The 14,914-nt window shown below is 59.9% G+C and carries 12 protein-coding genes; 5 read left to right on the forward strand and 7 right to left on the reverse strand.

The window, feature by feature from the left end; all coding sequences use genetic code 11:
• The first annotated feature begins 29 nt into the window (after positions 1-29).
• Positions 30-1,400 (forward strand): adenosylmethionine--8-amino-7-oxononanoate transaminase, encoded by a 1,371-nt coding sequence (bioA, locus tag ACO9S2_RS01995; protein ID WP_423720125.1) that lies wholly within the window; start codon positions 30-32, stop codon positions 1,398-1,400.
• Positions 1,387-2,586: an L-2-hydroxyglutarate oxidase gene (lhgO, locus tag ACO9S2_RS02000; protein ID WP_423720127.1), complete on the forward strand. Its 1,200-nt coding sequence runs from the start codon at positions 1,387-1,389 to the stop codon at positions 2,584-2,586. Before bioA ends, lhgO begins: the two co-directional genes overlap by 14 nt.
• Positions 2,587-2,604: 18 nt before the next feature.
• Here lhgO and ACO9S2_RS02005 read toward each other — a convergent pair whose 3' ends face one another.
• Together ACO9S2_RS02005 and ACO9S2_RS02010 are read right to left on the reverse strand one after the other, a co-directional pair.
• Positions 2,605-3,696, reverse strand: coding sequence for a hypothetical protein (locus tag ACO9S2_RS02005; protein ID WP_423720128.1), 1,092 nt, complete (start codon positions 3,694-3,696; stop codon positions 2,605-2,607).
• A gap of 12 nt (positions 3,697-3,708) precedes the next feature.
• A complete protein-coding gene (locus ACO9S2_RS02010) occupies positions 3,709-4,206 on the reverse strand; it encodes a hypothetical protein (protein ID WP_423720129.1) in 498 nt (165 codons plus the stop codon).
• 380 nt (positions 4,207-4,586) lie between these two features.
• Between ACO9S2_RS02010 and ACO9S2_RS02015 the strand changes: the two genes are divergently transcribed.
• Together ACO9S2_RS02015 and ACO9S2_RS02020 are read left to right on the forward strand one after the other, a co-directional pair.
• On the forward strand, positions 4,587-6,062 hold the full coding sequence (locus ACO9S2_RS02015; protein WP_423720130.1) for a DUF4403 family protein: 1,476 nt from the start codon (positions 4,587-4,589) through the stop codon (positions 6,060-6,062).
• A gap of 20 nt (positions 6,063-6,082) precedes the next feature.
• On the forward strand, positions 6,083-7,048 hold the full coding sequence (locus tag ACO9S2_RS02020; RefSeq protein WP_423720132.1) for a hypothetical protein: 966 nt from the start codon (positions 6,083-6,085) through the stop codon (positions 7,046-7,048).
• Between the two features lie 145 nt (positions 7,049-7,193).
• Here ACO9S2_RS02020 and ACO9S2_RS02025 read toward each other — a convergent pair whose 3' ends face one another.
• From ACO9S2_RS02025 to ACO9S2_RS02035, 3 genes are all read right to left on the reverse strand, one after another.
• A complete protein-coding gene (locus ACO9S2_RS02025) occupies positions 7,194-8,081 on the reverse strand; it encodes a hypothetical protein (protein WP_423720133.1) in 888 nt (295 codons plus the stop codon).
• A 271-nt stretch (positions 8,082-8,352) separates the two neighbouring features.
• Positions 8,353-9,699: an esterase/lipase family protein gene (locus ACO9S2_RS02030; RefSeq protein WP_423720134.1), complete on the reverse strand. Its 1,347-nt coding sequence runs from the start codon at positions 9,697-9,699 to the stop codon at positions 8,353-8,355.
• 119 nt (positions 9,700-9,818) lie between these two features.
• A complete protein-coding gene (locus tag ACO9S2_RS02035) occupies positions 9,819-10,295 on the reverse strand; it encodes an META domain-containing protein (protein WP_423720136.1) in 477 nt (158 codons plus the stop codon).
• Positions 10,296-10,544: 249 nt separating this feature from the next.
• On the opposite strand from ACO9S2_RS02035, the gene ACO9S2_RS02040 reads away from it, so the two are divergent.
• Entirely contained in the window at positions 10,545-11,564 is a 1,020-nt protein-coding gene (locus ACO9S2_RS02040; RefSeq protein ID WP_423720137.1) for a DUF481 domain-containing protein, read from the forward strand.
• A 167-nt stretch (positions 11,565-11,731) separates the two neighbouring features.
• Here ACO9S2_RS02040 and ACO9S2_RS02045 read toward each other — a convergent pair whose 3' ends face one another.
• Positions 11,732-12,349 carry a DUF1214 domain-containing protein gene (locus tag ACO9S2_RS02045; RefSeq protein ID WP_423720138.1) on the reverse strand — a complete coding sequence of 206 codons (618 nt, stop codon included), beginning with the start codon at positions 12,347-12,349 and terminating at the stop codon, positions 11,732-11,734.
• Between the two features lie 61 nt (positions 12,350-12,410).
• The gene (locus ACO9S2_RS02050) at positions 12,411-14,834 is read right to left on the reverse strand and encodes an arylsulfatase (RefSeq protein ID WP_423720139.1); all 2,424 of its coding nucleotides are present in this window, start codon (positions 14,832-14,834) and stop codon (positions 12,411-12,413) included.
• Positions 14,835-14,914 lie beyond the last annotated feature (80 nt).

Raw genomic sequence — 14,914 nt, forward strand, 5'->3', positions numbered from 1 at the left:
CGGTTATCTTCTCAGACGTCTTGATTCGCATGCCCAAAAGAACAGGCCCTGACAGATTAGCGGATTGGGACCATAAATATCTCTGGCATCCCTTTACCCAGATGCAGGAGTGGGAACAGGAAGCCCCCCTCATCATCGAACGAGGGAAAGGCTCATACCTCATCGATGCGGAGGGCGACCGCTATCTCGATGGCACCTCTTCCATCTGGGTGAACCTTCATGGACATCGGCACCCGACCCTCGATCGCGCCATCAAGAACCAGCTCGGCAGGATTGCTCACTCCACCTTTTTAGGCCTTTCCAATCCACCGGCCATTCAATTGGCGCGCGAACTGATCCGCATCGCGCCCAAGGGACTGAGACGGGTCTTCTATTCCGACAACGGATCGACGGCGGTCGAAGTCGCCCTGAAGATGGCCGTGCAATATTGGCAGCAGCGCCATCCAGATGTCGGACCCAAGACCTCGTTTCTGCACTTGAAGCAGGCCTATCATGGCGACACCATCGGCGCCGTCAGTGTCGGTAACATCGAACTATTCCACGGCCGATTCAAGCCGCTGCTGTTCCCGACCGTTGAAGCGGACCCGCCCTACTGCTATCGCTGTCCGCTCAAGTTGACCTACCCGGACTGCGGGACCGCCTGTGTCGATCCGCTTGAACAGCTGCTCAAGAGGCACCATCGCGACCTTGCCGGACTCATCATCGAGCCGCTGGTCCAGGCCGCGGCCGGCATGATCACGTCGCCGCCCGGCTACCTCAAACGAGTCCGTGAGCTCTGCACGAAATACCATGTCCTGTTGATTGCCGACGAAGTGGCCACCGGCTTCGGGCGGACGGGCAAGATGTTCGCCTGCCAGCATGAAGGCGTCACGCCGGATCTCATGTGTATCAGCAAGGGATTGACCGGCGGCTACATGCCCCTTGCCGCCACGTTGACGACCGAAGACATCTATAAGGCCTTCCTGGGAAGATATGAAGACTTCAAGACCTTCTTTCACGGGCACAGCTACACGGGCAACCCGCTGGGTTGCGCCGTGGCACTCGCAAATCTGGAGGTCTTCAGGAAGGAACAAACACTGACGAAACTGCGCCCTAAGATTGCCGCGCTCACACGCCTCCTGCGTCCGCTTGCAAGGCTGGACCATGTCGGCGAGATTCGTCAGCGGGGCTTCATGGTGGGCATCGAGCTGGTGCGGGATTGCGCAACCAAAGCAGCCTACCCGCTCGCTGCCAGGATGGGCCACCGGGTCGCCATGGAGGCGCGCGGCCGGGGCCTCTTGCTGCGCCCGATCGGCAACGTGCTCGTCCTCATGCCTCCGCTGTCCGTCACGTTGAACGAATTGCAGCGCATGGTCTCGATCATCCGGCAATCCATCGTGAGCACCCATGACTCCTTATGATTTTCTGGTCATCGGCGGCGGCGTCATCGGCCTGAGTATCGCCAGAGAACTCAAGACGCGCCATGCCGATGCTCGTATCGTCTTAATCGAGAAAGAGACGGAATGTGGAGCCCACGCCAGCGGACGTAACAGCGGCGTCCTCCATGCGGGCTTCTACTATTCGCCAGACAGCCTCAAGGCGAAATTCACGAAACTCGGCAATGAGCGCATGACCGCCTATTGCGAGCGGAACCGTATCCCGATCAATCGATGCGGGAAGCTCGTTGTGGCCAAGGATGAGCGCGATCTCCCGTCTCTGGACGAACTCCTGAGACGCGGACGGATGAACGGAATCGACATTCAGGAATTGACCGAGGCGGAAGCCAGGAAAATCGAACCACGCGTCAAAACCTTTCAGCGGGCCCTGTTTTCGCCGCGCACCTCAACCGTCAATCCGCTTCATGTAATTGAAGCCATACAGCGCGACGCGATGCATGAAGGCATCGAGCTACGCCTCGGCACCGCCTATGTAAAGCGCACCGAGCAGGGGATCCAGACCAGCCAAGGCTTGATCGCGGCCGACTACACCGTGAACGCCGCCGGGCTGTATGCGGACAAGATCGCCCTGGAATACGGGTTCTCCGAAAACTACCGCATCCTGCCCTTCAAGGGCCTCTACCTCTATTCGAATGAACCGCCGGGCGCGATCCGCACCAATATCTATCCGGTTCCCGATTTGAGAAATCCCTTCCTCGGCGTCCACTTCACGATTACAGCGGATGGAAAGGCCAAGATCGGCCCCACGGCCATTCCGGCTTTGTGGCGCGAGAATTACGAGGGGCTCAGCAATTTCAAGCTGGGGGAGATGATGGAAGTGGCCGGCCGTGGATTAGGCCTGCTGACAGACGCGCAATTCGACTACCGGCGTCTGGCAGTCGAAGAGATTGCCAAGTATTCCCGCAGCAAAATGGTGGAGCTTGCCTCGGTGCTGGCCGAAGGCGTGGAGGAGAAGAACTATGTGAAGTGGGGGCGTCCGGGCATCAGGGCCCAACTGCTCGACATCACGAAGAAGAAACTGGAGATGGACTTTGTCCTTGAAGGCGACCGCCGTTCCATGCACGTGCTCAATGCCGTCTCGCCGGCCTTTACCTGCTCGCTCCCCTTCGCCGCTCATGTCTGCGACCGGATCGACCGGCTCATGGCCTAGACACGATAGGACCTCACATCAGAACCGATAACTAGCCCCCACGGACACGTTCGTATTGAACACGCTCTCCTGTTCGAAACTTTGACGGCGTTGCGACCGCTGGAAGGCACACGTCAACCGCGCCTGGTCCGTGAGCCGGTAGAAGAACATCATCTCACCCTGAACGATTGTTTCATGCGCGCCGTGTCGCTCATCCCCCTCAATGGCGCTCGTCCAATTATTGCGCTCAAAGTGAAAGCCCAGCTCCATCTCAAGACGGTCCAGCAACTGGGCCTCAAGCCCGAGAGACACGAAGTGATTGACGTAGGACGTGTCGTCCTCAAATTGAGGCTGGTTTCGGCCATCCGCCAGACCGCGTTCGTAGTGATACCCGAGGAACAATTTCAGGCGCTCAGCTACGCGCCAGTCCAGGTGAGGGCCGATCGTCCAGAAGGTCGTATCCCGTTGGGCGAAGGCCTCGTTGTACTCGCGGGCTCCGACGCGACCCAGGATGCGCAATTCCCAGTTCTCGGAGAGCCGTTGCTCGAACCGGATCGACCCGACATGCGAGGTGACACGCTCTTCTTGAAGGGAGTGGGTGCCGCTCCGACGCTCCTCGTTGTCGCCGAGAAGCTGGTCGGGGGCCGTGTAGTACCGCAGCCTGATCGCCGTATCCGGCGTGAATGAGTGCAAGGCCTGCAGTCCCACGCTCGCCTGGTTGAACCGTGGATTCACCGCAAAGATAAACCCCTGGGCCTTGACGGACAGCGTGGTCTTTCCCCAGGACGAGGCAATCAATTTTGAGACGATCAGGTCTGGCTCGAACACCATGTCCGAACCTTTCCCTGTAAGGGAGGTATCCAAAGCCGGCTGGGTTGGATCCCCGTGCACACTCAACCGGCGGGTGGCAGAAAACAGCGCGACGTCATCCGTGTAAAACAAGGTGGCGCGCCCTTCGGCCGTCACCTCCGCAAGGGCGGTCGTCTCGCACAAGAAGAGCGACAGGAAGAGGACGAAGAACAGAAGGCTGATCGCCTTCTCCCCTGCATTGGTTCTCCCCTGTTCAGAATGAGCGCCCACCATCATGCTCAGTTCATGGCGGGCTCCTTCGGGAGCCCGCCATGGCGTCATCAGGCTGCGCGCTTAGTACGCAAGCGGAATTTGCGCCGCAAGTTCATACTTGATCAGCGCGCGAATCTTGTTCTCCATCTGGATAGCGCGGGCCGTCTTCGTGGCCGGTAACACCTTGCCGAGTTTTTTTGCATAGGAGTGCTTGAGCTTGACCTCCGCCTCCTCCACCTCAAGAATCTCATGCAACAACTTCTTGGCCGTCTCGTCCTTGATCGTGCCCTGGCCCTGGTTGTAGGCCTCGGCATAGGCCGAAATGGTTTTGCCGATGCGCTCGTTCAACTGCATCAGGTCCTTCTGGTAGGCGTCGTACAAGGGCCAAAAGTTCTTGCTCTCTGCGTCGGTCAGATTCATGTTGGCGGCGACGAGCAATTTCTTGTCCGCCTTCAGCTTCTCCTTTAGGATCTCCATGTTGGTATCCACAGCGGAGGCGCCGGCCTCCTGGGCCGACACGGGCAACGCCGCGAACACGAACCCGGCAAACATCAATGACGCAAACAATCTCATCTTCATCGTTGAGACTCCTTTCCTTCTGAGTGGATAAATAAATGGACGCTAACTGCTGCTGCCGAGAAAACCGCTGATGTACAATCCGGAGAGCGTGCGCAACGACCTCGCGGACTCCTAGGCAGTTCTCCTGACAACCATAGCCAGTCGTAGGCACTTAAGCCTGGTATTCCAGTGAATGTCAAGAACCGATAGACGACGCAATATGCGGAGGTCTCGAAATACCTGAAAATGACCGCTCCCGCCCCATCGATGCGCACCGGGATTTACATGCTACCCGCTGTCGCGTATCATCGCCCGCGCAAATCATTACGCAGGCTTACGAGTCCCGTCTGGATGAATCACGCGACTTTGAATCACAATCGAACGACCAGGGTTAGAGGAACATGATGCAGAACTTATCGTATACGCGGACAAGCACGATTCATACAGTCGTCGGAATCTTGCGGGCAGGAATCCCGGCAGTCTTCCTGCTGGTCTGGCTCTTGAGCCCTCCCCTGCTCCTGGCTGATTCCAACCTCGTCATCCCGAAACCGACCGATGTCCTCACGCCGCCGCCCCCTCCCCCGGCACTTGAGCCCTCCGTCGTCAACCTGAAGGTCGGGAAAGCCCTCGGGGAAATGAGGGAGGCCGTGGAATCGGCCATCACCCTCCATCATGAGCATGAGAAGGAATGGATCCCGGGCAAGCGGCCACTCAACGGAGTTCCGTTCGACTATCAATACTATCTTTGGAGAGGGCCGGTGCGCTTCAAAATGGCGGGCGATCGGCTCATCACGGAATTTCCCGATGTCCGCTATCGCGTGCGGGTGCGGCTGAAGGACCCGAACGGAAGCACCCGGATCGCAGAATGCGGGTATGGAGAGAACGCGCACATGCGCATGAGCCTGGAGGCAACGTCGGAAGTGCGATGGAGCGATAACTGGACCATGTCCACCGCCACACGGTTCGGCCCTCCGCAATTCGGAGAACCCTGCCGATTGAAGCCGATCGACCTCGATGTGAGCGAGTTACTGGACGAGTGGCTCAATCAGCGGCTGCCGTCCCTGGCCTCGGCCATCGATGACACCTTCCTCAAACATGCCGAGGCGAAGAAACGGGCCCAGATCGTCTGGGAGAAATTCCAGGAGCCAATGGAGCTCAGGCCCGGCACGTGGTTGCTGTACCGCCCCCAAAACCCCCGGCCGGGGCCGGTAACCCTGAATGGCGACCAATCAGTCCAGACCACCATCAGCTTTGCCTTCGAGCCGAGGATCGTCGTCGGTCCCAAACCGCGCATCGAGAGCAACCCGCTCCCATCCCTCCAGATCGGGCCGTCCGCACAGGAAGGCTTTCACCTGGCCGTTCCCATGCTCATTCCTTATGAGGAGCTGACCGACCGGATGGCCAAGGAATTCGTGGGCCAAGAAATTATTCCGCCGGTCGGGTCCAGAATCCAGGTAACCGGCATCCGGGTCTACGGGAGCGGCAACAACCTCATCAGCGAGGTCACGGTCACAGGAGGACTCAACGGCAAGCTCTATCTCCAGGGCAAGCCGACGCTCACTCCCGACGGGCGCACGCTGGAGCTGAGCCATTTCGATTTCACGGTGGAGACCTCCGACAGGCTGGCAAAATTTACCAATCGTACGATGCACGACACCATCCGCGAGAAAGTCCTTCCCAACACGAAGATTGAAGTAGGCGACCGCATTGAGGGGTTGCGCTCACGGGTACAACGGCAAATGAACCGCGAACTGGCTCCCGGCATTTCGATTGGAGGCGCCATCACCAAATTCGACCCGCGCGGCATCTACCCGGTCCCAGGCGGCATCGAAATACAGTTCGTCCTGGATGGCACACTCAACTTATCTATTCAATGATTGCCATCCGGATGGTCCAGATGAAGTCGTCACGAACCGCGCTTGCCTGGGAATGCAGCTGGATACTGGCACTGGTCCTCGCCTGTCCCCTTGCCGGGCAGGCACAGGGACCACGCCCTGAGCCGCCGGTGCGGAGCGCCCCGGAGTCGGGCCCGAAAGTGGAGATGGACGAGCCGGCGGAAGAGCCCGAGGTCGTCCCCATGAGACGCGGCCTCTTCAAACGGCTGGGGCCGCAGCCGGTGACACCGGAACAGCGGGAAGAGGCGGAGCGTCTCAGAAAACTCGCCGCCAAGTATGGGACCGACCCCACCGCCATCGTGGGCCGCATGCAACTGTCTTCCGCCTACAACGACCTTGCTCAGGGAGCGCGCGCCAGCGATACCATCGCCCGGGTCGATCTGCCGTTCCGGAAGGATTTCTTGTTCCGCGTGGATGCGCCATTCATAAAATGGAGCGATCCGAACCGTACCGGCATCACCAGCACACAAGGCTTCAGCGACCTCGCCGTCACAGCCGGGTGGCGCGCCTATAACACGCCCGAATACGCCCTCCTCGTCGGGGTGGTCTCAACGATGCCGACCGCCGCCGAGACCGGTTTGGGCCTCGGCAAGTACACGGTCGGCCCCACCATTGCCACGGCCCGGTTTCTTCCCCAATGGGAGTCCTTCCTGATCGGATTGTTCTCACAACAAGTCTCCGTTGGCGGCGATCCGGCTCGAAAGTCCTTGAATCTGTCGCGGTTCGTCGCACAAATCAATTCGTTCTGGGCCGAGCGTTGGTGGAGCATCGCGCAGACGGTCTGGCAGATCGATTGGGAGCGGAACGCGAAAGGCAGTCTGACTCTGGAACTTGAAGTCGGGCGGAGTGTCGTGGGGCCCTTGGGGGTATATGCCAGGCCTGGAGTCGGGGTGTTCGGGCGGGATCTGATCGGGGCCTACGATTGGAATGTCGAGGTCGGCGTGCGCTACATGTTCCGCAGCTTCTAGGGGAGCGGCAGAGCCCCCCTCCGGCTATACCAAATCCCAATGCAAGTCAGGGACAGTGTAGCGCCCCTCCGCCGGGCTCATAGAACGCACACACCGAGATCTAATCGTGCTTCAGGCTGACGAGACACCACCCGCGCGGAGATACCTAGAACGCGTAGATGGTCGCATACACATAAGCCAGGTTGTAACTAAAATTCGCGTTAAACCCTTCATCTCCGCTTCCCCTCAACTCGGCTTGCAGCCGGTCGAACGCGGCGCCCATCGCAAAGTGTTTATGGAGCCGGTACTCAAGTCCGGCATAGAACTCAAACATCGCTCCCGTGTAATTGCCTATGGTCAGATAGAAGATGTCATAGCGGCTCTGAAACTGCAGCTTCGGCGTGATGTTATAGTTCGCGACCAGGCCGATCGACGGAAGCGGAAGCGTCAACTCCTCCTTGACCACTGTTGAATTGGCTACGGTGCCATTAATGGTGCCTTGCGCCGCGAAACTAAATTTAGTCTGCATCATGTAGAGCCCGGGGGACACACCCAACTCCACCTTGTCGTTCCGGTAAAAGGTGTAATTGTAGATCAACCGGTAGGTGTTGAAGCTCAGGCTGGTTTGGGTCGCCGCACCAGCTGCAACAGTTTGGTCGTTGATGAGAATTTCCTGGTTGATCGATTTGTCCCCACTCAACCCCACCCGATAGTAGGACAACCCGATGGCATGCCGGTCGTTGAACCGATAAAGGCCATCGAGTCGGAAGGCATCGGTGCTGCTGTTCACACCCAGGGTGTTGGTGAGGTCAATGTTTGTGCCGACGCCTAAAACAGGGCCACCGACCGACACGTTCGCGGTCGCCCCGAAGACATAGGCCCACCCGCCGCGGAGCATCAACTTGTCAGTCAGTTCAGGAGTCGCCGGCTCCTCCGCGCTCACGATCGATGGCCCCGTGCAAAGCAGGCCCAGGGCGAACGCCGCCAGGAGCGGCACACTCCGGAACCGCGAGAAAGCCCGACGCACGGACATCATGACTTCACCTTGCCGCATACACATCTCCTCCATATGATATGTCCCCCTCAGGGACACCCGATGATCCCACTTGTCCACTTGAACTGCCTGGCGAGCGAAACATTGTCTTGTGCCCGTCGGAGAATGAGCAATGGGGCGGCAGCATAGCGAGAAGGCTTTCACCCGTCAAGAAGCAGAGGCAACAGGGGACTAAGAAGCTGTCAGAGACTCTTTCTGCCGGTCCGCGGAGCCACCTACGAGGCCCACGCGCGGGCATGGCGAGACCAAATGGCTGAATCCCTTGCCATTGTTAACGCGACGCCTCGTCGAGCAGACGATTGACCACACGCGAAGTCTCCACGCTGTCGAGGATGCCCATGTGCGTCTCGTCGAAGCCGTAGAGCCGGTTCGCGTCCTCCTGTGCGCCCGGATACAGCTCACTCGCCAGCGTCACCGTGCTGTCAGTACACTCACCGACGGGGCTTCCGCCTGGCTTGTACCCGAACAAGAGGTGATGCCGGACACCGGCCGGCAGCGGCCGGTGCACCGGAGCGCCGCCGCCCTCCTGGAAGAAGAGATCGGTCAGATAGGCACTGCCGGGAGCCATGTCGTTCCAGACGCCCACCACCGCGGGCGAATACTTCACGCCGGACTCGGCCGCCTTGTGCCCCGCCCAGGGGGTGGAGATCGTGATGTACAGCGGGATGCGCGCACGGCTCCCCCCCGTCTGATTCCGCAACAGAAAGCCGCGCGACACCAGCCCCCCCATACTGTGGGCGACCACGTAATAGCGTCTAAAGCCATGCTGCAACTGCAGATGCTTCATAATCTGATCGAGATGGTCGGAGACGACGGCGAGGCGGGCGCCGGAGGGATAATAGTAGACCCAGGGTTGGTACCTGCTCCGATCCAGCCGCTCGATGAGCGAACGAAAGTTGCTCGGGGTGCCATTGATCCCATGCACAAAGAGCACCGGAATTTTCCCGGCATCGTACGGCTGAAGGAAATACACGCCGGGATGGACGTCGAAGATAAAGTCGTACGGCCGCCACAGGCTGTTCGTCGCCTGTTCCTCCCGGAAACGCGGGTCGTCGAGCGTCACGACCTCACCGTAGGCCGTCGCGAGTCCGAGGCTCGCGCGCACCTGCTCGCTCGAGGTACGCGCCTGGAGCGTGTCGAAATTGATCTCCCCTTCGAGACGCGAACGCCTCTGGGTCGGGATGACGAGCGCCACATCGTTCTTGCGGTCGCCCCTCTGACAGGTCAGCAGCCGCTTCGCGTCGACATTCAGGAAGGGCTCACCGGGTTGATATATGCCGTCGGCATTGCTGTCCTCAAACGCCACGAGCCCGTAGGTGCTGGGACCGGCGTGAAACATCCAGCGCCCCGCGGATTCCAGCACAAAGTGATCGACAAGCGCCCAATTCTGCGGTGACTCAATCTCGCCACCCGTGTGGCGCATCAGTCCTACCAGGATCGGGTTGGCACTGTCGTGCTCCGTCGTGACCGTCCCGCCAATCACGCAGCGGTCTTCAATTTTCCTCTGCTGGTCGCGGACCCCCTGAAAAACACAACCGGTCAGAATCAGGCAGGCGATGATCCAGATCCCCATATGCGCAGCGCGATACTGACCTGGTTTGAATGCCGAATCACCCATCCTCCAGCCTCCTCGTCTATTGAGCGCGCCTTTTCTTTTACCGACGCTCCCGCTGAATGGGAGCAAACCCCGGTTAAAGCCCTCACGCGTCTGCGTCGATCGTACGCGCCATCTGCCACTCAGGGTCCTTGCACCTTCTCCAGGCGAGCCAGCACTGCATCACCGCTCAACAACCGCAGCACCCCCTCTACAACCTTCCAGCCTCTGGTGGCATCGAGCACCTTAAAGAATTCCGTCTCGAGACCCGCCTCGAGATCCGGGCAGGCCATTTTGGTCGCGCCGATCGGCCCGAATGTGAGCGCGGCGCCGTCGAGTTCGTAGCCACCAAAGAATCTGTTGCAGCCGGCGTAGCCTGTAACCTGCTGTTTCGCCTGGTCAAACAGGATGAAGGGCCGCTCTCCGTGTAGCGGCGTCGCAACGGGATGTCCTGAGAGCTCGACAACGCGCCACTTGATGCCGGCGAGCCTGTTCGCACCCGACGGCGCACCGGCGTCCAGCGAAGCCGCAGGGTCTGCGGCGCATGCAACGGGTGCTGCACAGGCCAGTGCACCGACGAACACAGCGGCAAGAAGGTTGTATGGGCGCGTAGTTTCCATGATGATGGCCCTCCGCCGGCGGTGTCGTGTGACGAGAGAGAGAACTGCGCGGATGCTACCCAGATCGTGCGAGAAAATCCATCCGATTGATTGCCATTTTTTGCCCCCTGCGCTTGAAAGATCGGCAGGCGTTCCGTAAAATCGCCCTCTCCTGCGTTAGCGCGCAGCAATCGCGGCGGCGGATCTTCTCCCTCCAGGGCCTCAGGCCGGCCGGTTGCTCTCCACCGGATACCTCACCCCCACACAGTGATGCGTTATTCAATCACCACCGTCTTCATCCTCAGTCTGTTCACGGCCTGTCTCCTGGCCATTCCCGGCCCGGCGCACGCGGCGGTCGTCGTGCTCAAGAACGGCGATCGGATTACCGGCCGGATCGTGAAAATGGAGAATAAGCGGCTCGAGATCGATATGCCCTCTGCAGGCATCATCAGGATTAAATGGGAAGACGTCCAGAGCGTGACCACCGAGCGTCCCATGTCGGTCATGTTGTACGGTGAGGTCGACCTGCCCGAAGGCACGGGAGATCGCCAACTCCACCGGCTCACCGTCAGGTCGCTCGGAGAAGACAGGGCCATCCGGCTTGAAGACGTGCGCGCGATCAACTTTGCGGAGAACGATTATCGCGGCTACCTCAGCCTCGGCGGCAATCAATCGTTCGGCAACACCGAAACCCAGGCGCTGAACGTTTCAGGAACGCTCACGTATCGGATAGACGGACATCGCTTCCTGCTGGATGGCAAATATAATCGCGCGGAAGCCGGGGGAGAAAATACGGCCAATAACGCCGCCCTCACCATCAAATACGACTACTTCGTGGCGCGCCGGTTCTACGTGGGCGGATTCAACCTGGCCGAAACGGACCAGTTCCAGAATCTCCGCCTGCGCAACACCAGCGGCCTGCTCATGGGCTACGATCTGCTCGACCGGGAACATCACAATTTGACCGTCGCTGCCGGCCCCGCCGCCGTGTATCAGGATTTCACGACAGATCCCTCCACTGTCACACCCTCCGCGACATGGCTTCTGCGTTACGAATTCATGATGCGAGGCGACGATGTGATTGTGTTCCATAAGCAACAGGGATTTCAGGATCTGGGGCACGGGTCCGCGATTCGGCTGAATGCCGATCAGGGACTGCGCATAAAACTGATCGGAAACTGGCGGGTGAATTTTGAATACGACATCCGATACAACTCGGTGCCCGACATCGGACGCAAGAAGACCGACACCACGATGATCCTTGGATTCAGCTACGATATAAAACCGTAGAGACGGGAACCGGCCTGCGCAACCGTCGCAGTGATGACAACCAGGCCACCAACGAACGCGGCGGCAAACCTGCACCATGTGCGCGGGGTGTTCATAATAATTGTTTTCTTCTGGACCGTATCACACCCGCCGAATGACCGCAGCGGGTGTGACATCGTGCATTAATCCTACTGCACTTTCTTGATCGCCGGTGGCGCCCAACTTCCGTCGAGTACTTGGGCTCGAGGGGAATACATCCGCATGGTCAGGTTGAAGTCCCCTGCCGGTGCGAGCAGCCAGCTGGATTCCTTGTCCGTACCGGACGACTCGTGCTGGATATACAGCTCAACAGAGCCATCCGGGTTGGACCTGAACGCATCGCGTTCGTCGATGGCGTGCCGCTTCAGGTCATTGGCCGCCGGGAACCCGTCCTTGTCGTACAGCGTCACCGACCAGAAGGCGTTCGCGGGTGGAATCTCGTTCTTGGCAAAGCGCAGCACGTACTTGTTCGCCCCGATCAGCGGCTTGCCGTCGGCGTCGCCGAGGTTGAGTGGATAAACCGCGTCTTCCGGCAGGTTGGCGCCCAGAGCGACCATCGCGATAATGGCCCGCTTGAGACAGGAATTCCCGTACACCCCCATCGTATCGGTGTTCATCTGCCAGCCGTTTACGACGCGGAAGCGTCGGGGTCTTCTCCCGCATGGCCGTGAGAGCGTCGGATACGGCACGGTCCACCGGCCTTTGACAACACCTTCCGGCTTCCCGAGATCAAACGACTGTCTGGGCTCGATGCCGATCCGCCGCATCCACCAATCCGGCGCCTGCGGCCCGATCAGTGAACCCTCAGCTACTCATCCAGTGCAGTGTTTACTCCCGCACCGCGGCGAGCTTCTTGTTCGCTTCTTCAAGCGCCTGCTCATCGCTCGCTGAAAGCCCGCTCTTGCCGAGTTCGATGACGACCTGTTTCAGTTCGCCGGTGAACCTGAACGGCATCTTCGCTGCATAGTCCTCGCTGACGGGTGTGCCGGTGTCCTCACCGCAATCCAGCGTCTCATCGAGCGAGAGACGGAAGCCCAGCGTGCGTTCGATCCGCCCGGTGGCCATCGTCCTCCCGTCCACTTGCAACGTGCCATTGCCTCCCTTGCCAAGCCCGCCACCGTCGTACGTGAAATCGAACAGGATGGTGTGCCTGCCCGGCTTGAGCGCTTCCTTGCCAGCCACGCTGTACCGCGCCACGCCTGCAAGGTTGTAGAGGAACACCGGCTTCCCCTTGAGCAAGTAGAGCCCGTAACCAGAAAAGCGCCCCCCGTGGGTAAGCAACATCCCTTCGGCTCCACCCTTGGGAATCACGATCTCCGACTTGATCTGAAAAGACTTGTTCTTCAGATCCGGCGCTGCACCTTCGGGAATACGCACCAGGCCGGCGTAATAGACGAATTTGTTACGGCCGGTGGTCAAGCTCGGGCGGTTGGTCACGTCGAAACGTTCGACCCTGCTGTTATCAATCGGCAGCACATTGTATTTGGCCGCCTCCGCCCAGAAGAGTTCCTGCAACTCCGTCAGTTTCGCAGGCTCCCGTTCCGCGAGGTTGCTGGCTTCGGAGAAGTCCTCGCTGACCTTGTACAGTTCCCACTGGTAGGCATTCACATCGACGGGCTTCGCGATGGAGACCCACGGTGCGATGGGCGGCGTGGTGGCGGCCGCCCAGCCGTCGTGATAGATCCCGCGGTTGCCGAACATCTCAAAATATTGCGTCGTGCGTTTCGACGGAGCGTTCGGGTCGTCGAACGTGTAGACCATGCTCACCCCTTCGACGGGTTTCTGCGGGACGCCGTTGATGGACGACGGCGCGGGCACACCGGCGGCTTCGAGAATCGTCGGCATGATGTCGATCACGTGATGGAACTGTGTCCGGATGCCGCCGGCGTCCTTGATGCGCGCAGGCCAGGAGATGACCAGGCCGTTGCGGGTGCCGCCGAAGTGGGACGCGATCTGCTTGGTCCACTGAAACGGCGTGTCCATCGCGTGCGCCCAGCCGACCGGGTAATGGTTGAACGTGGTCGGGCCGCCGAGTTCACCCATGCGACGCAGGACGTCCTTGAAGTCCTCGGGAATGGCGTTGAACACCGTCATCTCGTTGAGCAATCCCTGCATGCCGCCCTCGCCGCTGGCGCCGTTGTCGCCCTGGATGTAAATCACCAGCGTGTTATCCAGCTCGCCTTGCGCCTCAATGGCGTCGAGGATACGGCCCATCTGGTAGTCGGCATGCGCCAGAGCGGCCGCATACACCTCCATCATGCGGGCGAAGACCTTCTTGTGATCGGCATCGAGCGAATCCCAAGCGGGAATGCCCGCCGAGCGTGCGGTCAGCTTGGCATTCTCCGGGATGAGGCCCATCCGCTTCTGCCGGGCGAAGGTCTCTTCGCGGACGTTGTCCCAGCCCTGGTCGAACTTGCCTTTGAACTTCGCGATCCAGTCCTTCGGCGCGTGATGCGGCGCGTGCGCCGTGCCGGGAGCGTAGTAGGCAAGGAAGGGCTTGCCTGGCGCGACCGCATGCTGCATCCGGATCCAGGAAATCGTGTGGTCGGCCATGTCCTTGTCGAAAAAATACTCCTTCGCATCGTGCGGCGGCTCGACGGGCTTGGTGCCCTCGAAGATGGCCGGATTCCACTGGCTGGTGTCACCGCCGATGAAGCCGTAGAAGTATTCAAAGCCGAGCCCGGTCGGCCAGAGATCGAACGGGCCGGCCTGGCTATTCTGCCAGTCAGGGACATTGTGGTTCTTGCCGTACCAGGAGGTGTTATAGCCGTTCTGTTTGAGAATCTCGGCAAAGGTCCCGGCGCTCTTCGGCATCAGGGAGTTGTAGCCAGGAAAGCCGGTGCCAAGCTCCATGATGATGCCGGTCGCCGCCGAATGATGATTGCGCCCGGAAAGCAATGCCGCGCGCGTGGGCGAACAGAGCGCGGTGGTGTGAAACTGGTTGTAGCGCAGTCCGTTCTTCGCCAACCAGTCCATCGTAGCGGTCGGGATCGGCCCGCCGAAGGTAGACGACGCCCCGAAACCCACATCATCGGTCATGATGAGCAGAACGTTGGGCGCGCCTTTCGGCGCGTGAACTTCCTTGGGAAAGTCCTTAATGGACTCCTTGGTCGTGCGGCCGATCTTGCCGCCGAAGGGTTGTTCGGGTCTGGGCAGGACTTCTTGGGCCCCTGCCGGAAACACGCACACCGCGCCCAGCGCAACGCTAAGGACGATGGCAAGGAGATGTTGTGATCGTGCGATTGTCATCATGAGTTCCCTTTTCCGGTTGTGTGGCTTGTGAGGCCGCACCCGCCGTGACGACGGATGTGGTCCGGCGGGTCGATTCGCCT

Origin of the sequence: Nitrospira sp. NS4 (assembly GCF_049546785.1) — a bacterium.
In the GTDB taxonomy this organism is placed as follows: Bacteria; Nitrospirota; Nitrospiria; order Nitrospirales; family Nitrospiraceae; genus Nitrospira_D.